Source organism: Pedococcus sp. KACC 23699, assembly GCF_045348425.1.
Taxonomy (GTDB): domain Bacteria; phylum Actinomycetota; class Actinomycetes; order Actinomycetales; family Dermatophilaceae; genus Pedococcus.
In genome coordinates this window covers 364,729-381,751 of sequence record NZ_CP157483.1, presented here as the reverse complement: position 1 = coordinate 381,751, position 17,023 = coordinate 364,729, and the positions used below count along the sequence as shown (strand labels likewise).

The 17,023-nt window shown below is 69.2% G+C and carries 25 protein-coding genes and 1 tRNA gene; 13 read left to right on the top strand and 13 right to left on the bottom strand.

Annotated elements, in window-relative coordinates; all coding sequences use genetic code 11:
- Window positions 1–39: 39 nt before the first annotated feature.
- Together rph and rdgB are read left to right on the top strand one after the other, a co-directional pair.
- A complete protein-coding gene (gene rph / locus ABEG17_RS01825; RefSeq protein WP_406831547.1) occupies window positions 40–813 on the top strand; it encodes a ribonuclease PH in 774 nt (257 codons plus the stop codon).
- Window positions 810–1,418, top strand: coding sequence for an RdgB/HAM1 family non-canonical purine NTP pyrophosphatase (rdgB, locus tag ABEG17_RS01820; RefSeq protein ID WP_406831546.1), 609 nt, complete (start codon window positions 810–812; stop codon window positions 1,416–1,418). The genes rph and rdgB overlap by 4 nt, the downstream gene beginning before the upstream one ends.
- Window positions 1,419–1,431: 13 nt before the next feature.
- Here the strand turns inward: rdgB and ABEG17_RS01815 are convergent.
- Together ABEG17_RS01815 and ABEG17_RS01810 are read right to left on the bottom strand one after the other, a co-directional pair.
- A tRNA-Leu gene (locus tag ABEG17_RS01815) sits at window positions 1,432–1,516 on the bottom strand.
- Window positions 1,517–1,529: 13 nt separating this feature from the next.
- Window positions 1,530–2,039 carry an HNH endonuclease gene (locus ABEG17_RS01810; protein ID WP_406831545.1) on the bottom strand — a complete coding sequence of 170 codons (510 nt, stop codon included), beginning with the start codon at window positions 2,037–2,039 and terminating at the stop codon, window positions 1,530–1,532.
- Between the two features lie 79 nt (window positions 2,040–2,118).
- Between ABEG17_RS01810 and ABEG17_RS01805 the strand changes: the two genes are divergently transcribed.
- Together ABEG17_RS01805 and ABEG17_RS01800 are read left to right on the top strand one after the other, a co-directional pair.
- Window positions 2,119–2,748, top strand: a complete 630-nt coding sequence (locus ABEG17_RS01805; RefSeq protein WP_406831544.1) for a DUF1684 domain-containing protein — start codon at window positions 2,119–2,121, stop codon at window positions 2,746–2,748.
- On the top strand, window positions 2,745–3,008 hold the full coding sequence (locus ABEG17_RS01800) for an Ada metal-binding domain-containing protein (RefSeq protein ID WP_406831543.1): 264 nt from the start codon (window positions 2,745–2,747) through the stop codon (window positions 3,006–3,008). The genes ABEG17_RS01805 and ABEG17_RS01800 overlap by 4 nt, the downstream gene beginning before the upstream one ends.
- A gap of 106 nt (window positions 3,009–3,114) precedes the next feature.
- Here ABEG17_RS01800 and ABEG17_RS01795 read toward each other — a convergent pair whose 3' ends face one another.
- Window positions 3,115–4,668, bottom strand: a complete 1,554-nt coding sequence (locus tag ABEG17_RS01795) for a hypothetical protein (protein ID WP_406831542.1) — start codon at window positions 4,666–4,668, stop codon at window positions 3,115–3,117.
- Window positions 4,669–4,825: 157 nt separating this feature from the next.
- Here ABEG17_RS01795 and ABEG17_RS01790 point away from each other — a divergent pair, with 157 nt between their 5' ends.
- Window positions 4,826–6,160 (top strand): CoA transferase, encoded by a 1,335-nt coding sequence (locus ABEG17_RS01790; RefSeq protein WP_406831541.1) that lies wholly within the window; start codon window positions 4,826–4,828, stop codon window positions 6,158–6,160.
- Between the two features lie 33 nt (window positions 6,161–6,193).
- Here ABEG17_RS01790 and ABEG17_RS01785 read toward each other — a convergent pair whose 3' ends face one another.
- The 4 genes from ABEG17_RS01785 to ABEG17_RS01770 are packed head-to-tail and all read right to left on the bottom strand — an operon-like array spanning window position 6,194 to window position 8,784.
- Complete coding sequence (locus ABEG17_RS01785) at window positions 6,194–6,952, bottom strand: energy-coupling factor ABC transporter ATP-binding protein (RefSeq protein WP_406831540.1); 759 nt, start codon at window positions 6,950–6,952, stop codon at window positions 6,194–6,196.
- Window positions 6,949–7,710 carry a cobalt ECF transporter T component CbiQ gene (gene cbiQ, locus ABEG17_RS01780; RefSeq protein ID WP_406831539.1) on the bottom strand — a complete coding sequence of 254 codons (762 nt, stop codon included), beginning with the start codon at window positions 7,708–7,710 and terminating at the stop codon, window positions 6,949–6,951. Before cbiQ ends, ABEG17_RS01785 begins: the two co-directional genes overlap by 4 nt.
- A 1-nt stretch (window position 7,711) precedes the next feature.
- Window positions 7,712–8,098, bottom strand: coding sequence for a PDGLE domain-containing protein (locus ABEG17_RS01775; protein ID WP_406831538.1), 387 nt, complete (start codon window positions 8,096–8,098; stop codon window positions 7,712–7,714).
- Complete coding sequence (locus ABEG17_RS01770) at window positions 8,095–8,784, bottom strand: energy-coupling factor ABC transporter permease (RefSeq protein WP_406831537.1); 690 nt, start codon at window positions 8,782–8,784, stop codon at window positions 8,095–8,097. The genes ABEG17_RS01775 and ABEG17_RS01770 overlap by 4 nt, the downstream gene beginning before the upstream one ends.
- 150 nt (window positions 8,785–8,934) lie before the next feature.
- Here ABEG17_RS01770 and bcp point away from each other — a divergent pair, with 150 nt between their 5' ends.
- The 3 genes from bcp (at window position 8,935) to ABEG17_RS01755 (ending at window position 10,120) form a co-directional block, all read left to right on the top strand.
- Entirely contained in the window at window positions 8,935–9,405 is a 471-nt protein-coding gene (gene bcp, locus ABEG17_RS01765; protein WP_406831536.1) for a thioredoxin-dependent thiol peroxidase, read from the top strand.
- 78 nt (window positions 9,406–9,483) lie between these two features.
- Window positions 9,484–9,753 (top strand): DUF3618 domain-containing protein, encoded by a 270-nt coding sequence (locus tag ABEG17_RS01760; RefSeq protein WP_406831535.1) that lies wholly within the window; start codon window positions 9,484–9,486, stop codon window positions 9,751–9,753.
- Window positions 9,754–9,820: 67 nt separating this feature from the next.
- Window positions 9,821–10,120: a co-chaperone GroES gene (locus ABEG17_RS01755; RefSeq protein ID WP_344195498.1), complete on the top strand. Its 300-nt coding sequence runs from the start codon at window positions 9,821–9,823 to the stop codon at window positions 10,118–10,120.
- 27 nt (window positions 10,121–10,147) lie between these two features.
- On the opposite strand, the gene ABEG17_RS01750 is transcribed toward ABEG17_RS01755, so the two are convergent.
- The 4 genes from ABEG17_RS01750 to ABEG17_RS01735 form a co-directional block, all read right to left on the bottom strand.
- A complete protein-coding gene (locus ABEG17_RS01750) occupies window positions 10,148–10,666 on the bottom strand; it encodes a rhodanese-like domain-containing protein (protein ID WP_406831534.1) in 519 nt (172 codons plus the stop codon).
- Window positions 10,663–11,148 carry a cysteine dioxygenase gene (locus tag ABEG17_RS01745; protein WP_406831533.1) on the bottom strand — a complete coding sequence of 162 codons (486 nt, stop codon included), beginning with the start codon at window positions 11,146–11,148 and terminating at the stop codon, window positions 10,663–10,665. The genes ABEG17_RS01750 and ABEG17_RS01745 overlap by 4 nt, the downstream gene beginning before the upstream one ends.
- A gap of 655 nt (window positions 11,149–11,803) precedes the next feature.
- Entirely contained in the window at window positions 11,804–11,926 is a 123-nt protein-coding gene (locus ABEG17_RS01740) for a hypothetical protein (protein WP_406831531.1), read from the bottom strand.
- Between the two features lie 173 nt (window positions 11,927–12,099).
- A complete protein-coding gene (locus tag ABEG17_RS01735) occupies window positions 12,100–12,513 on the bottom strand; it encodes a hypothetical protein (protein WP_406831530.1) in 414 nt (137 codons plus the stop codon).
- 119 nt (window positions 12,514–12,632) lie between these two features.
- Between ABEG17_RS01735 and ABEG17_RS01730 the strand changes: the two genes are divergently transcribed.
- The 4 genes from ABEG17_RS01730 to ABEG17_RS01715 all read left to right on the top strand — a co-directional run bounded on the left by ABEG17_RS01730 (window position 12,633) and on the right by ABEG17_RS01715 (window position 14,411).
- Window positions 12,633–12,938, top strand: a complete 306-nt coding sequence (locus tag ABEG17_RS01730) for a hypothetical protein (protein WP_406831529.1) — start codon at window positions 12,633–12,635, stop codon at window positions 12,936–12,938.
- Between the two features lie 61 nt (window positions 12,939–12,999).
- The gene (locus ABEG17_RS01725) at window positions 13,000–13,524 is read left to right on the top strand and encodes an AAA family ATPase (protein ID WP_406831528.1); all 525 of its coding nucleotides are present in this window, start codon (window positions 13,000–13,002) and stop codon (window positions 13,522–13,524) included.
- Window positions 13,525–13,629: 105 nt separating this feature from the next.
- Window positions 13,630–13,875, top strand: a complete 246-nt coding sequence (locus ABEG17_RS01720; RefSeq protein WP_406831527.1) for a hypothetical protein — start codon at window positions 13,630–13,632, stop codon at window positions 13,873–13,875.
- A gap of 158 nt (window positions 13,876–14,033) precedes the next feature.
- Window positions 14,034–14,411, top strand: a complete 378-nt coding sequence (locus ABEG17_RS01715) for a hypothetical protein (protein ID WP_406831526.1) — start codon at window positions 14,034–14,036, stop codon at window positions 14,409–14,411.
- A gap of 156 nt (window positions 14,412–14,567) precedes the next feature.
- Here ABEG17_RS01715 and ABEG17_RS01710 read toward each other — a convergent pair whose 3' ends face one another.
- Window positions 14,568–14,972 (bottom strand): hypothetical protein, encoded by a 405-nt coding sequence (locus tag ABEG17_RS01710; RefSeq protein WP_406831525.1) that lies wholly within the window; start codon window positions 14,970–14,972, stop codon window positions 14,568–14,570.
- 242 nt (window positions 14,973–15,214) lie between these two features.
- Here ABEG17_RS01710 and ABEG17_RS01705 point away from each other — a divergent pair, with 242 nt between their 5' ends.
- The gene (locus ABEG17_RS01705; protein WP_406831248.1) at window positions 15,215–16,396 is read left to right on the top strand and encodes an IS110 family transposase; all 1,182 of its coding nucleotides are present in this window, start codon (window positions 15,215–15,217) and stop codon (window positions 16,394–16,396) included.
- A 158-nt stretch (window positions 16,397–16,554) separates the two neighbouring features.
- Here the strand turns inward: ABEG17_RS01705 and ABEG17_RS01700 are convergent, their stop codons facing one another.
- Entirely contained in the window at window positions 16,555–16,998 is a 444-nt protein-coding gene (locus tag ABEG17_RS01700) for an SRPBCC family protein (protein WP_406831524.1), read from the bottom strand.
- Window positions 16,999–17,023: the final 25 nt, after the last annotated feature.

The following is a 17,023-nucleotide window of genomic DNA, read 5'->3' as shown; positions in this document are numbered from 1 at the left end:
CCCTAGGACGCCCCACCGACGGCGGTTAGCCTTGCGGGCGTGACCGACTCCACCGCACCGACCCCGCAGGCCCGCCACGACGGCCGCACCCCTGACCAGACCCGCGAGGTGCGCATCACGCGCAACTGGCTGGACCACGCCGAGGGCAGCGTGCTCGTCGAGTTCGGTCGCACCCGGGTGTTGTGCGCTGCGTCGTTCACGGCTGGGGTGCCGCGCTGGCTCAAGGGCAGGGGCACCGGCTGGGTCACTGCGGAGTACGAGATGCTGCCCCGCTCGACGAACACCCGCTCCGACCGTGAGTCGCGCAAGGGCAAGGTCGGCGGTCGCACCCACGAGATCAGCCGCCTGGTGGGCCGCAGCCTGCGCGCGGTCATCGACACCAAGGCCCTCGGCGAGAACACCATCGTGCTCGACTGCGACGTCCTGCAGGCCGACGGTGGCACCCGCACCGCGGCGATCACCGGTGCCTACGTCGCCCTCGTCGACGCGATCGAGGACGCCCGCGCCAAGGGGCTGATCGCCAAGAACGCCCAGCCCCTGACCGGCTCGCTCGCCGCGGTGTCGGTCGGCATCGTCAAGGGCCAGGCCGTCATTGACCTCGACTACCCCGAGGACTCCACCGCCGAGACCGACATGAACGTCGTCATGACCGGCGACGGGCGGTTCATCGAGATCCAGGGCACCGCGGAGGCCGAGCCGTTCGACCGCGACATGCTCAACGCCCTGCTGGACAAGGCGACCCAGGGCTGCGCCGACCTCACCGTCAAGCAGCAGGAGGCGCTCGCCGCCACCCCGCGGGAGCGCCAGCAGTGACCCGGATCGTCCTCGCCACCCGCAACGACCACAAGGTGGTCGAGCTGCGTGCCATCCTCGCCGACGTCGTCGACGAGCTCGGTCTCGAGATCGTCGGTGCCGGTGACTTCCCCGGCGCCCCCGACGTCGTCGAGGACGAGGTGACGTTCGAGGGGAACGCCCGCCTCAAGGCGCAGGCGCTCGCCGCCTTCACCGGCCTGCCGTCGCTCGCGGACGACTCCGGCCTCGCGGTCGAGGTCCTCGGCGGAGCCCCCGGCATCTTCTCGGCCCGCTGGGCCGGACGCCACGGCGACGACCGGGCGAACCTCGAGCTGCTGCTCGCCCAGGTCGCCGACGTCAAGGACGAGCACCGCGCGGCGGCGTTCGTCTGCGCAGCCGTGCTGGCCCTGCCCGACGGCACGGTGCGCTCGGCCGAGGGTCGCATGCCGGGTTCGCTGGCGCGAGAGCCCAAGGGTGCCAACGGTTTCGGGTACGACCCCGTGCTGGTCGTCGAGGGCGACACCCGTCACGCGGCCGAGCTCTCACCCGATGAGAAGAACGCGATCTCCCACCGCGGCAAGGCGTTCCGAGCCATGGTCCCGCACCTGCGCGACCTGCTCGGCTGACGCCTCATACGTCTGGTGCCAGAGGGGGGACTCGAACCCCCACGCCCGAAGGCACGGCATCCTAAGTGCCGCGTGTCTACCAGTTCCACCACTCCGGCGAGCGCGGTCAGTCTACGCAGGCGGAGTGCGGACGTTGACGACGACTGCCCCGTAGCGACCCTTTCCGCGTCCGGCGAAGTTGGGCGTCTGGGCGTGACAGTTGGGGCAGAGGAACCGAAGGTTCTGCCGCTGGTTGTCGTGGAAGTCGCCGTTGATGTGGTCCACGTGAAGGGTGAGCGGCGACCCTTCCCACGTCCCGTCGTTGCCGCAGCGCGCACAGCTCTGCGAGACCCCCGACTCTACGAGCGCGCGGCGGAGGAACTCGGGCTTGGCGCGGGGACTGCCGAACGGAAGCACCTGCATGATGTCCTCCGGCGTCCTGCGGAGATGACGCCCTGAGCCTTTGTACCTGACGAAGTGGCCCGTATCGATGCCGAACTCCTTGATCTTGCGGCTGATGTGGGCGTGTGTCCCCCCTGCTTGCGGGATGCCGAGGTACCGCATCACTCCCATGACCGAGTCAGCGGCAGTCACGGCCTCCTGCAACAGCTCTGGCGTGTACTTGCGGTGCTTGGTCCCCATTCCAGGAACGTAGGCGGGGCCACCGACAGGCTCGGGGCGCCAACTCGAGCGGTGCGCTGCGCCTCCGTAGGATCGACGGGTGGACGACATCGACGAGGCACCGGACCTGCCGAGCAAGAACGCGCTCGAAACGGCGTCCTGGCGTCGAGAGGTGCACGCGCTCTACGCCGCGGTCCGCGCGGAGCAGGACCCGGCGACGGCTCACGCGCTCTGGGTCGACACGCGCTCGCGGCTGTTCCTCGAGCACCCTGCGTCGCCGCGGCGGCAGGGGCAGTCGCTGCGCCACGCGCCATACGACCCGGCTTTCCGGTTCGTCGTGCCGATCGAGCCGGCCGAGCAGGAGCCGTGGGAGTTCCGGTCGGCGACCGACGGAGTCGTGCCGTTCCGCGGTGCCGGTCGCGTGACGCTGAGCGGGCTGGGAACCCTCGACGTGTGGTGGCTCGACTCCTACGGCGGGGGTCTGTTCCTGCCCGTCCGTGACGGCTCCGCCGGGCAGGAGACGTATGGCGCGGGGCGCTACCTCCTCGACACGGTCAAGGGCACCGACCTCGGTCGAGAGGGCGACAGGTGGGTTGTCGACCTCAATTTCGCTTACAACCCGTCCTGCGTCTACGACTACCGCTGGGTCTGCCCACTTGCTCCGGCAGCCAACCGCATCGAGGCTCGTGCAGCGGTGGGTGAGCTGCTCCCCGAGGGCTACGACTCGTGACGTGGTGGCTGACGGGCGCGGACGGACAGCGCTACGAGAGCGACACCCCGGGGACCCTCGGTGGCTACCGTCCCCGACGGATCTACGGACGGCTGGACTGCCCGTCGGCTCTGCGGGCGATCCGCAAGGGCGGCTACGTCGACCATCGGGTGTTCTTCGCGGACGCGGAGGCCGCGGTGGCTGCCGGCTACCGCCCGTGCGGCAACTGTCTGCGAGCCGAGTACGCCGCGTGGAAGGCCGCACAGAGCGAGCACCCCTGAACGCCGACGACCCCGGGACCTGGTGGTCCCGGGGTCGCGGTGCGGGGGCTTGTCAGAACGTCCCGCCGTTGCGAGCCTGACAGCAATGGAGGCCGCTGTCAGGCGGTCAGGGTGTCGCGGTGAGCGCAGCCACGTAGCCCGCGGCCTTGGGGCTGCCCCACCCGGTCGTGAGGTCGTAGCCCGTGGTGGTCGGGAGGCCGACCACCGGACCGGGGGAGACGAAGCCGTCGGCGCCGGTCTCCCACATCCGGTTGTCCTTCAGGACACCGCTCGGGGCCGTGCCGTAGGTGTGCGCGACGATGTCGCTGAACGCGCTCGTCCTCGGGAACGACGCCGAGTAGATGGCCTCGTTGAGGTTGCCGATGCCACCCTTGCCCGCTGCCTTGCGCGAGGCGTTGGCGATGGCGGTCAGGGCGGCCACCTGCGGCGAGGACGACGAGGTGCCACCGAAGACGCCCCAGGCGGGCGGACCCTCGATCGACGGGAAGTACGTGTGGTAGACGAGGACACCACCGTTCACGGCCGCGTTCCACGCCACGTCGGGGACGCCACGGTGGGTGCCGACGACCCCTGCCACGGAGGACTGGTACGCCGGTCGCGAGTACACGCTGGACACGCCGCCACCGGTGCCGATGGACGCCCAGCTCTCGTTCCAGACCGCCTCGCTGCTGCCGCCCTGCGTCCACGACCAGTAGAGCGGGTTGCGGCTGCCGTCGTCGTTGAACGGCTTGTCCTGCGTCGGGTTCCACGTCCAGCCGGACTGGACCTGGGTGCCGCCGACCGAGGTGACGTAGGGGGAGACGTTCGGGTAGCTCACCGACGGGTGGTCGACCGTCGAGGTCTGGTGGTGCGCCCGGCTGTTGCCGAGCGAGCCGTCGTCACCCGAGGACGCGAAGAACGTGTCGTGCTTGGCGAGCCCACGCTTGAACGTCTCGTCGAACTTGGCGAACTGCGATGCGGCAGAAGCGCCCCCGAAGGCCTCCTCGCTGGTGCCGAAGGACATCGAGAACACCGTGCCGGACGGGTACGTGGCGATCGCCCAGTCGATGGCCTTCATGAAGTTCGGCATGCCCTGCACGCCCTGGGTCTCCGCGACCGGGGTTCCGACGAGCACGATGTGGGCCTTCGGCGCGATCGCGTAGGCCCACTGGACGTCGAGGTTCGCCTCACTGGCCCAGCCGTCAGCGGAGGTGGGTCCGGCGGTGCCGGACCCGTTGCCGGTGGCGCTCTTGTAGTCGACCTTCCCGATCGGGAAGACGGCCTCGAAGTCGGGGGTCGGACCGTGGAAGGTGCTGGCGAAGAAGTTGACGTCGTTGGCGGCCGTCGGGCTGCCGTAGGAGTCCACGAGGACGATGGTCTGGCCCGCGCCGTCGGTGGTCGACGCTGTCAGCGGCGCGAGACCGTAGAAGGCGCGGATCTGGTTGGGCGTGTAGCAGTGGATGGTCGTCGACACCCGACCGTCCGGTGCTGGGCGCGTGCAGGAGGCAGGGGCGGAGTCGGTGGCACCTGCCGCGACTGCGTGGAAGGCGCTCTCCGGGGCTCGGGCGGACAGCTCCGTGCCCGGGGACGTCGGGGACGTGGTGCTCGCCAGTGCGGGTACGCCAGCAGCCAAGCCGAGGCAGCCGGCCACTGCCGCTGCCAGACCTAGTCGAAGGGTCATCGTGTGCTCCCATGCTCGGTCGACGGGACGTGATGGTCCCGGGCACACGCTGCGGCCTGGGGTGCCTCCCGGGGACCGCCCAAAGGACGGTCTTCACCCATGACATCTGTCATGGGTGAAGCGGGCGCCGGCGTGGATCGGGCCTAGGCTCCGGAGGGTGAACCCGTTGCTGCGGCAGGTGCTCCCCGTGCTCGGCCTCGACGAGGCGTATGCCGCCGAGCACCTCGACCTCGCGGCCGGCAGCGCGCTGCCATCGGCCCTGCCGGTCAACGTCCTCGCCTGCGGCTCAGTCGCGGCTGCCGGCCTCGCAGGTTTGGCGCTGCGGGACCCGGGGAGCGGGCGGGTGGACGTCGACCCCCGGCAGGTGTCCGTCGCGTTCCGCAGCGACCAGGTGCAGACGGTCGACGGTGTGGGGGAGAGCGGGTTCGCGCCGCTGTCGGGCTTCTTCCGCGCCCACGACGGGTGGGTCCGCACCCACGCCAACTACCCGCACCACCGTGAGCGGCTGTTGCGGGCCCTCGACCTGCCGGAGACCGCCGGCCGCGAGGACGCCGCGGCCGCGATCGCGGAGCGGGAGGCGCAGGAGGTCGAGGACGCCGTGGTCGCCGACCACGGGATCGCCGTGCGGGTGCGGTCGGTGGGGGAGTGGATGGCCAGCGAACAGGCTGCTGCCGTCGCGGGCCACGACGTGCTGGCCGTGGGGCGCGCGGGTGGGTCGGGCGCCATACCGGTGCCCGACCGGCCCCGTGTGCTGGACCTGACACGTGTCATCGCCGGACCCGTCGCCACGCGCACCCTGGCGTTCCTCGGGTGCGACGTGCTGCGCGTCGACAGCCCGCGCCTCCCCGAGCTCGAGCTGCAGCACCTCGACACCGGTGCGGGCAAGCGCTCGACCTTGATCGACCTGCACGAAACCCATGCACGGCAACGCTTTCACGAGCTGCTCGACTCCGCGGACGTGCTCGTCACGGGCTACCGACCCGGGGCGCTGGAGGTCTTCGGCCTGCACCCCGACGAGCTGGCGCGCACCCATCCGCACCTGATCTGCGCGACGCTTACTGCGTGGACGCCGGACGGTCCGTGGGGCGGGCGGCGCGGGTTCGACAGCATCGTCCAGGCAGCCACCGGGATCTCGCTGCTCGAGTCCGCTGACGGCCGCACGCCGGGAGCCTTGCCGGCGCAGGCGCTGGACCACGCGACGGGCTACCTGCTCGCGGCAGGTGTCCTTGCCGCGCTCCGTCAGCGTGCGACAGACGGCGGCACCTGGCGGGTCTCGGCGCACCTCGCGCGAAGCGCCCACTGGCTGCTGCAGACCGACGCCCTTGACGGACCTGCCGTGCCCCTCCAGGACCCGTCGCCGTGGACCGTCGCCACACGGACGCCGCGCGGGACGGTCGTGCAGTCCCGTCCGGCGTTCCGGCTGCCTGACGGACCGAAGCAGTTCGCGCACGTCGGCCGCCCCTGGGGGACCGACCCCGCCGAGTGGCGGTGAGACGTGGGTGCGGCCCGGGTCAGAGGTCGCGCATCATGCCGGTCCGGGTGCGGGGATGGTCCGCGGATCGAACCCGAACGGCAGCTCGAGCCGGTGGGCCGACATGAGGGCATCATCGGTGAGCACCTCACGCGTGGTGTCGTCCGCCACCACGACCCCATCTGACAGCACGACCGAGCGGGGACAGAGCTCGTAGGCATACGGCAGGTCGTGGGTGACCATCAGCACCGTCACGTCGAGCGAGCGGATGATGTCGGCGAGCTCGCGCCGGGAGGCCGGGTCCAGGTTCGAGGACGGCTCGTCGAGGACGAGCACCTCGGGCTCCATGGCGAGCACGGTGGCGACGGCGACACGGCGCCGCTGGCCGAAGGACAGGTGGTGTGGCGGACGGTCGATGAAGTCCACCATCCCGACCCGGTCGAGGGCCTCGTGGACGCGGCGCTCGAGCTCGGCGCCACGCACGCCGAGGTTCGCCGGGCCGAACTCGACGTCGGCGCGCACCGTCGGCATGAACAGCTGGTCGTCGGGGTCCTGGAACACCACGCCCACCCGGCGCCGGATCTCCATGAGGTTGTCGCGCGTGACCGGCAGCCCCGACACCGACACCGAACCGGCGCCCGCGGTGAGGATCCCGTTGAGGTGCAGGACCAGCGTGGTCTTGCCTGCTCCGTTGGGCCCGAGCAGCGCGACGCGTTCGCCGCGGTGCACGTGGAGGTCCACGCCATACAGGGCCTGATGCCCGTCGGGGTAGGCGAAGGCGAGTCCGTTCACGACCAGGACGGGGCTGCTCACAGCGCCACCGCCACCAGCAGGGTGAGCCCGGCAAGGACCGGTATGGCGCCTGCGACGCGCCACTGCGCGGGGGTGGCGGTCAGGGGGTGGGTGACCGGCAGCTGCCCCTGGTAGCCGCGGGACAGCATGGCGAGGTGCACGCGTTCGCCTCTCTCGTAGGACCGGATGAACAGGGCCCCGGCGGTGGAGGCCAGGGCGGGCCAGGCCCGCACCGAGCGCGCCCGGAAGCCTCGGGACTCGCGGGCGATGCGCATACGGGCGAGCTCGCCGGTGACGACCTCGAGGTAGCGGACCATGAATCCCATGATCTGCACGAGCAGGTTGGGCAGGCGCAGCTTCTCGAGCCCGGCGACGACGTGTCGGGGCTCGGTCGTCGTCGCCATGACCAGCGAGGCCATGACGCCGAGGGTGCCCTTGGCGAGCAACGCCCAGGCGGACTCCAGGCCGTGCTCCGACAGGTCCAGGGGGCCGACGGAGACCCGCGGGCCGGTGGCCACGAAGGGGACGAGCAGCGCGAACACGACGAACGGCGTCTCGACGAGCATGCGCTTGGCGAAGTAGCCGAACGGCACCCGACTCGCGCGCTGTGCCACGAGGACGAGCGCGAGGTCCACGCCATACGCCCAGTAGGCCGTGCGCGGCGTGAGGACGACGGCCACGACAAAGCTCAGGAGGGTGACGAGCTTGACGTGGGCAGGCAGGCGGTGGACCGGGGAGTGCCCGTGGAAGTGCAGGTGGTGGCCGTGGCCGGCGCCCACCTCAGTCGCCGTGCCGGTCGTGCCCGCGGCGGCGCAGCACCGTGAACAGCCCGCCGGCGAGGAGGCCCACCACTGCGACCCCTGCGACGCCCGCGATGCCACCGGAGAGACGGGCGTCGTCGATGCCGCGTGTGGCGTAGCCGGCGAACGGCGAGCCGTCGCTGGCGTGGCCCTTCGCGTTGCCGAGGAAGCCCTTCTCACCGGCGACGAACACGAGTCCGTCAGGGTGCTTGGAGGCGTAGAACGAGACGACTCCGGCGAGCAGCAGGCAGACGACCACGCCCACGACGAGCAGCGTCCGGGTGGAGACGCGTCGCCCGGACTCCGGGGCTGTCTGCCCGGGAGGCAGCGCATCCCGCTCCTGGTCGGTGTGCTGCACCCCGGTCATGCCGTCACCGCCGAACGGATCGTCAGCTCTCGTTTCGCCAGAACCGGTTTCGCGCCGTACACGAGGTCGGGACGGGTGAGGACGATGCTCGCCACGGCCAGGGCGGTGATGACCGCCTCTCCGATGCCGATCACGGCGTGCACCCCGACCATCGCGGTGGCGACGGTGGCGAAGGGCACGTCGGCGGTGCCACCCACGGCGAACAGGACGGAGAACATGAAGGCCGCGACCGGGACCGACACGAGGGCACCGACGGCCGCGGCAGGGACCACCATCGCCGTGCGCTTGGGCAGCAGGGCCTGGACGAGCTTGAAGACGCCCCAGCCGACCCACACGCCGACGATCCCCATGAGGGTGATGTTGGTACCCAGCGCCGTGATGCCGCCATCGGCCATGAGCAGGGCCTGGACGAGGAGCACCACGGTGATCGCCAAGGTCGCCGTGAACGGTCCCACGAGGACGGCCGCGAGGGCTCCGCCGAGGAGGTGCCCGGAGGTGCCGGCAGCGATGGGGAAGTTGAGCATCTGGGTGGCGAAGACGAACAGCGCCACCAGTCCGGCCAGGGGAGCGGTGCGGTCGTCGAGCTCGCGCCGGGCGCCACGCAGGGCCAGGCCGACGGCAGCGGCGGCGACCACGGCGGTTCCCACCGACGTCGGCGCGTCGAGGAAGCCATCGGGGACGTGCACGGGGTGCTCCTGCCTGCTCGGGTGGCGAGGCCGCCGCTGGGATAGGTTTGCTGCAGATCGATCATCACCCTATTGCAACTCGTTTGCAATTGTGTGACCGGTGCCGCGCACCGAACCACCCACCGCCACCACGTGAGGAGCACCGCGACCGTGAGCGCACGACTCAGCCCCGGCGACGCCGCCCCCGACTTCACCCTGCCCGACGACCAGGGTGGCGAGGTGTCCCTGTCCCGGCTGCGGGGCCGCAAGGTCGTCGTCTACTTCTACCCCGCCGCGATGACGCCCGGCTGCACCACGCAGGCGTGCGACTTCAGCGACAACATCAACACCCTCCACGGCGAGGGGTACGAGGTGCTCGGCATCTCCCCGGACGCCCCTGCCAAGCTCGCGAAGTTCCGCGACAAGGAGGGCCTGTCCATCACCCTCCTCTCGGACGCGGACCGCGCGGTGATGAACGCGTATGGCGCGTTCGGCGAGAAGAAGCTCTACGGCAAGACCGTCGAGGGCGTCATCCGCAGCACCGTCGTCGTCGACGAGGAGGGGAACGTGTCCCACGCCTTCTACAACGTCAAGGCCACCGGCCACGTCGCCAAGCTGCGTCGCGACCTCGGTCTCGACTGAGCGCCCTGCTCACTGGTGCGCGCCCGTCGGGCGCGCACCAACGTGCCTGACCCGATCACCACCCGAGGAGCCCCCGCCATGAGCGACAACCACTCCAGCAAGTCCGTGGAGCAGATCGAGGCCGAGATCGCTGCGGCCCGGGACAGGCTCGCCGACACCGTCGACGAGCTGCACACCCGCACCGCCCCCCAGGAGATCGCGCGCCGGCAGGTCGCCTCCGCCAAGGCGAAGTTCATGAACGCCACCCACACGCCCTCGGGCGAGGTGCGGACCGAACGGGTGGGGGCGCTCGCGGCCGCCGCCGTCGCGCTCATCGGCCTCGGGGTCGCCCGCCGCCGCCGTGGCTGAGGAGGCCCACGCCTCGCCGACCACTACGTCGCGTCCCCGGGCGGTGGCCGAGCGCCTCCCCATCCGCATGCTGCACGACCGGGTGCTGGTGTCGCTGGAGGGGGAGGGCGGCGAACGGCGTTCTGGCGGTGGGATCGTCATCCCGGCCACCGCGAGCGTCGGTCGCCGCCTGGCCTGGGCGACCGTGGTCGCCACAGGCCAGAACGTCCGTCAGGTCGAGGTCGGTGACCGGGTGCTGTTCGACCCCGAGGAGCGCGCCGAGGTCGAGCTTCAGTCCAAGGACTACGTCCTGCTCCGGGAGAAGGACCTGCACGCGGTCGCTGCCGCCCGCGTGAGCGAGGACGGACAGACCGGCCTCTACCTCTGAGTCACCGCCTCACGTCCGCCGCACGCCCTACGTTCGCGGCTCCACGGGGAGTCCGGCGGCGCGCCAGGCCTTGAACCCCCCGATCACGTCGGTGGACCGGTGGACGCCGAGTCGTAGGAGCGCATCGGCGGCGAGCGAGGAGGTGTAGCCCTCCTGGCAGAGCACGAGCACCCGTGTGTCCCACCCGGCCTGCGACAGGCGTGCTTCGTGCCGCGGGTCGAACCGCCACTCGAGCACGTTCCGCTCGACCACCAAGGGAGACAGGTGCGCTGCGACCTGCCCCTCGGCCGCCCGCTGGGCAGCCGGCCGGATGTCCACCAGCAGCGCTCGCCCGTACAGGACCTCCTGGAAGGCCGCGCGCACGCTGATGCGCCGCAACCGGCTGCGGGAGTCGGCGAGCTGGTCGTCGATCCCGTCATAGGTCGGGGCCTGGTGACCGCGCCCAGAGGTGCTGGCGCCGCCGCTGAACAGCTGGGTCTCCCAGTGCGGTGCGGTGGTGCGGCCGGAGCCCGCAGCGGCGTGGGAGGTCACGGTCGTGGTCGTCACCACTGCTCGCCGGCCTTCTCCACCCCGGTGGCCCGAAGGGACCCGTCGAGCAGGGCGTAGCGAGTCATCCCGCGCAGGGCAGGGGAGTAGACGTGCACCGACAGGGCGGGGGTGTCGCCGAGGTTGGCGACGTCGTGGACGTGGTGGCCACCGAATGACCGCCCGTCGCCCTCCCCGAGCAGACGTTCGTGGACGGCGCCCTGCGACCACGAGTGCTCGGCGAGCGTCCCCCTGACCGTCAGGAAGGCGCCCTCGGACTCGAGGTGGTCGTGCCACCCGGTGGAGGTCCCGACCGGCCAGCCGATCAGCCAGATCTCCAGGTGGGCGGTGGCATCGAGGCGGTGCCAGGTGCGCTCGCGGGAGTCGAGGTCCACGAGCCGATCGAGCTCCGGGTCGGTGGCGAACAGTGAGGCGGTGCGCAGCAGCTGGCTACGGGTGAAGCGGTTGATGCCGGGTGTACCGGCGGTGGTGATGACGGTCATGGTCCTTCTCCTGGCTGTGGGTCGTCTGGGGTGTCGTGACGGAATGCGTTTCGTGGCAACACATTCGGGACATGCTCGTTCGACGACATACAGAGCCCTGGACCAGGAAGAGGTCGAGGTGGATTCGGCGGTGTGCCGTGTGGCTGGTGGCCATGGAACGTCTCCGGTGGTTCGGGTGACGCCGCGAGGAGGGCGTCGGGGCTGGTGCGGGCTGAGGTCAGGCGCAGCAGCAACACCGCATGACGCCGCAGCACATGGAAACCATGTGCCTGCGCATCACCGCGGTGGTCGAAGACATGCCACCAGTGGAGCACGGGCCGGTGGGCACCGTCCACGAGACCTCGGGACCGTCTCGCGTTGCGGGACGGAAGCTAGGGTGTCGACTGGCCGTCGGGTGGCGTGCTCGTCCTGGCACGGCGGCGACGCAGCGTCACGAAGACCAACGTGATCGCCACGATGTCCGGCAGAGGTCCAGCGTGCCCTGGGCCGCGGAGCGCGGCGACGAGGACAGCGAGGGCCAGGTAGACCTTGCGGCGCCGCGACACACCGGGAGGCCCAGGAACCAGCTCGATTGCGTCACAGGGACGGGTAAGTCGCTGGGGTTCGAGGCGTCGCTGGGACTGACGGATCGCGGCAGATCCGGACGTTGGAATCTCTAAGGGGTCGAGATCGCGAGACGAGCGAGGGCCATACCTGTGACGCCGAGGGCCATGCTCGCCGCAGGTCCCTTGCCGGCCGAGAAGAAGGCGACGCTCAACGTGACACCGACGACCAGCACGAGGACGACGACTGAACGGCGTCGTCGACTACTACGAGACCAGGCACTTCCTCGTGCAGAGGGCGTCATGAGGGTCATCCTGACAGGCGCCACAAGCGGAGGAGGGCGATTCGCCGTGCCCTCGTCGACGCGAGCGCGCGGAGAGCGGCATGAGCGGATGCTCACGTCGGCTGTCAGCCGCCTCCCAGCTCGCAACCGACGCTGGCGAGCTGTGCCGTGTCCTTGTCGGTATCAGCTGTCACGAACCCCGAGTCGTAGGCCACGACGAGGTTGAGCTTCGTCGGACCGTCGATCCCTACCTCGTAGATCCGTTCGCTTCGTCCCTTGAGACTTATGTCCTTGCCGCGCTTGACGTTGCCAGCGACCTTCGCTGGGGCCACCTCGTAGCCGCCCGCTTTGAGGCACTCGCCGAGGCGTTTGGTGCCTTGCGCGGCTGATTGGCCCAGCACGAGGTTCGCGGACCGCGTCATCTCCGCGGTCGGTTCTGCACTGGAGCAACCTCCAAGCCCGAGACCAGCCAAGGCCGTGATCAGGCAAGTTCCTGTGAAGGTCGACGAAGTGGTGTGGTGGAGCCCTCCGATGCGCATGGACGTGGAGTGTAGGGGTTCGGTTTTCACCACGCCCGGTGACTTGATCGCAGGGCTGAACCCGAGCCGTTCCTGCGCATCGCAGCACGAGAGGAAGTCGAGACAGGCATACTCACCCGATGGACGACCAGCTTGACGAGGCTCTACGGGTACCAGGCTTCGAGATCAAGCGCGATGCCCGTCGCGTGGTCTTTACGAACTCAGGCGACCGCTCGCAGGTGGTCGTCTGGTCGGTGACCAGCGATGAACTTCGTCGGCTCGCGGCCGATCGGCGTGCGGCGGCCGGATACGCATACGGGTCCCCCGGGGCACGCGGGGAGTGGCTGCTCTCCTTGCACGTGCAGGGAGCCCTGCTCACCTTCGTCGGTAGGCGTGGAGTGATGGTCTCGACGCCAGCCGGGCTGGACGTGCACAGTCTCGACTGACTCTCCATCAGACAGCGGCATGTTAGGGCGGCTCCGTCTCCGCACAGGTAGCGTCGTATGCGTGATCATTTGGCTCAACGGCACTCACGGTGTAGGCAAGACCACGACCAGCGCTCTCGTGCAGCAGATGATCCCCGGCTCCCGGGTGTTCGATGCGGAGAAGGTTGGCGAGACGCTCATGGAGGTCAGGCCACCCTTGCCCGCCACTGACAACTTCCAGCATTGGCCCCCTTGGCGGCCGCTTGTCGTCGAGACAGCACGCCGCATTCTTGACTACACCGGTGGCACTCTGATCGTGCCGATGACCGTCCTAGTGGAGCAGTACTGGCGCGAGATCAGCACCGGTCTGGCGGACCACTCCATCCCGGTGCGGCACTTGGTCCTTCATGCCGACCAGGACACACTCCGCCGGCGAATCGCGGGTGACACAGTCCTAGGCCCGGACTCCCCGTTTCGGCTTGGGTACCTGAAGCCGTACGCGCAGGCATTCACCACGTGGCTCCACGAGGCGGCCGAGGTAGTCGACACCACGCACTTGACACCCGGCCGGGCTGCCCAACAGATTGTGGACGCCCTCAACAGTTAAGGGCACACGGCCTATGTGCCCGCAGGCCAGTTCGCCCACACCACCGGCACAACCGTGCTATCCGCGGCATGAGCGGACGCACGTGCGGGCTGCCAGCATGGGGGTATGGCGCACCCGGAGAAACGACGTGGAGCCGATGCGCGGGCCGTCCTTGGCCCACTGCTCGGCCTGCTTGCTGCTAGCGCAATCGTCGTTGGGCTGCTGTGGGTGAGTCACGCTGCGCTTGGCAGCGGGCCGGAGTACCAAGTGGCGCAGATCATCGGCGCGATCGTGCTGATGGTGTGCCTCGTACTCGCCTTCAGACGGATTCTGGCGGCATCCGAGAGAGGTCTGAGCAATCGCGACGCCTAGCTCTTCGGTGAGCAGAATCGAGCGCTCCGCGGGATATCCGGAAGTTACGAAGCAGCCTGCAAAAGTCGGACGCGGTCTCTCAACCCAGACCTTGTGGCTCGTGCCGAGATGCGTGTCGCGGTAGTTGGACGGGAGCGAGGTCCCGCAATCTTGACGTCATGATCGCTCTTCGCCGCCTCGCCCCCGCGCTAGTGCTCGTGCTCGCAAGCTCGCTTGCCGCGTGCACCGGGGGCGAGGCGAGCGACGACGGCACGGCGCTGCTGACTAACAAGACGGGCAAGGACGGTCTGCACGTCTACGTGCTCGACGGGACCGGAGGCCCATGGATGGACGCGCCACTGGATCCCTACTTCCGCTTCGACACTCAAGACCCCGAACGGAAGCGGCAGTGCCTGGTGGCCGGTGACGGGTCGTTCGAGGTGCGAGACTCCACCGGCAAAGTGCTGGTCGAGCACGACTTCGCCGACCGACAGGTGTGCGAGCACGAGACGTTGGACGTCACCGCCGATGGCAAACTCGTGTGGCGCAGCGGCTAGCCGCGGGCCCGATGAACCGCGGCTCCGTCCGTGCAATAGGGACACGCAGTTAGCGCCACGCGGCATGAGCGGATCTTTGACGCCTAGCTCGGGGCCACGAGTTTCCACGCAGGTGCATGTCCCTTCGGTCTCTCGGAGCGAACGGTGACGCCCCCCCTACGAGGAGCCCTCAGGCGTGGACTCAAGTGTGTTCACAATCGCGGCTGCCACCTGAGGAACGGGAGTCTCAATCGGCAGTTCGTGGTCGTAGAACTCGCCCCACGTGTACTTGGGGCGCTCCGTGGAGGTGAGGACGGCCAGCATGGTGGCGGGGCGTTTCGGGTCGTCTCCGAAGACATACACCCCGGCAGCGCTGGGGCCGCTGTTCGCTAGTTGGGCACGGACGTCCGCGTCGTTCAGCACCTGGATCAGTTGGTCCGCAAGCTGCTCTGCGTCGGTACTCATTGGTGCCCTTTCCTCGTGTCTGACCAAACGCCTCGTAGTCTGTTCGTCTTTCAGGTCTGGCTGGTAGGTGCGGCGGCCCACAGGGCGCAGCGCGGTGGCCTTGTCGATTATCCCCATCAAAGCAACCCATCGCGGCTACTTAGAGACTGGTCGCAGGATCGGTGTCCGGCCAGACTCGGTCTAGGTGCTCGGCGAGACGCTCTTATTGCGGCTGCCCACCGGTGTCATTGGTGTGGCTCTCTCATGGCATGCGGCCTCGTCGGGCACCGCGCGAGGAGAGGCTCGAAAGGGGTTTGTTCTGCTCGAAGTAGCAATGCCCTCCCCGCTTCACGTCAGTTGGCGAGTGAAGGAGGAAGAGGATGGGTGTGATCATCGGGATGGACCCGCACAAGCGCTCGGCCACGATCGAGGTCATCGACCAGACCGGGCGGCTGGTGGCGGTGGGAAGGTTCGGGACGGACAAGGCCGGGTATGCCGAACTGCTTGCTGCTGGTCGGCTTCATCCTGACCGCGTATGGGCGGTCGAGGGCTGCAACGGCATCGGACGACACATCGCCCACCGACTCGTGCACGACGGGGAACGGGTCGTGGACGTCCCGGCCAAGCTCAGCGCTCAGGTGCGGATCTTCGCCACCGGCAACGCCCGCAAGACCGACCCGGTCGACGCGCACTCCGTTGCCTTGGCCGCGTTGTACGCCCCACCCGAGCCGGGGCTGCGCCCTGTCCTGGTGCAGGACGACCTGGTCGTCATGGCGTTGATGGTCGACCGCCGCGACGAGCTCGGCCGGGCACGCACCCAGACGATCAACCGGCTGCATCGGCTTCTGCTGGAACTGATCCCAGGCGGCGCAAAGCAGTTCCTGTCCGCCAGTCAGGCCCGCGCTTTGGTCGCGACGGTCAAGCCGCGCGACATCGTGGGCAAGACCCGTCGACGGTTCGTCGTCGAGCTCATCACCGAGCTCGAGGGGATCGATCGCAAGATCAAGGCGGCCGAGAAAGAGCTCACCGCCCTGGTCATCGAGCGCGGTTCGACACTGTTGGAGTTGACCGGGATAGGACCTACCGGCGCGGCACGGTTGCTGGCCGACGTCGGCGACATCCACCGCTTCCGCGACAAGGACCGGTTCGCGTCCTGGAACGGCACCGCGCCACTGGACGCGTCATCAGGAGCCCAGCAACGCCACCGCCTGTCCCGGGCGGGCAACCGACGGATCAACCGGACCCTGCACATCATGGCCGTCGTCCAGCTGCGGAACCCGACACCGGGGCGAGAGTTCTACGACGCCCGCAAAGCCGGCGGGACACCCTCGTTGATGGCGATGCGATCGCTCAAACGGCGCCTGTCGAACATCGTGTACGCCCGCATGGTCGCCGACCAGAACAGGCGCGACCAGAACAGGGCGACGGGCCCGGGAGGGCAACGGGGCAACGACTCTGACTCCAGCGCGACCGGCTCACAACCCCACACCGGCACTTCGGACAAGCCACTTCCCGGACCCGCCATCAACCAGCGTAGAACTCTCGCCCCCGCCATGTCTTGACCTAAAGGGGTGCCATGAGCGGACGTTCGGCTCTCCCTTGACTAACGCTTGGGCCAGATGATGTTGATGCCTTGGTTCACGGTCACCGTCAGCAACCACGGCGGGGGCTGCCGATTCGTCGTCCGACTTCCCGCATGAACGAGGCGGTGGTCCGGGTCTTAGCCGGATGCTTCGAGGATGCCCTTGAGCCTGGCCAGGTCCTTGGTCGTAACGCGGGTCATGGCACGCTTCACCATCGGCTCGCTGATCTTGGCAAAACCTGACGGGGAGCCCTGGTTGCGCAGCGTCATCCTCGTCGCTCCCTCGTGCACCGGCTCCCACTCGTACGTGGTCTCCATCGGGAACGGGCCATCAGCAGTACGCATCACCAGCCTGCGCCCAGGCACGAGCTCGACGACCTCGTAGGTGTAGGCGAGTCGGCGCCCGAGGAAGTGGGCAACGAAGTCCATCCTCGACCCCACGGACAGGGGCTCGGGTGTCAGCCAGCGCACAGACACGATGTTGGCGTACCACTCCGGAGCCCTACCCGGGTCACCGGCGAACGCCGCCACCTCGGCGACGGGCCGCTCGATCGTGCACTCAACCATGACGTCAACGCTCACCAGCGCATCATCTCCCAACCGCAAC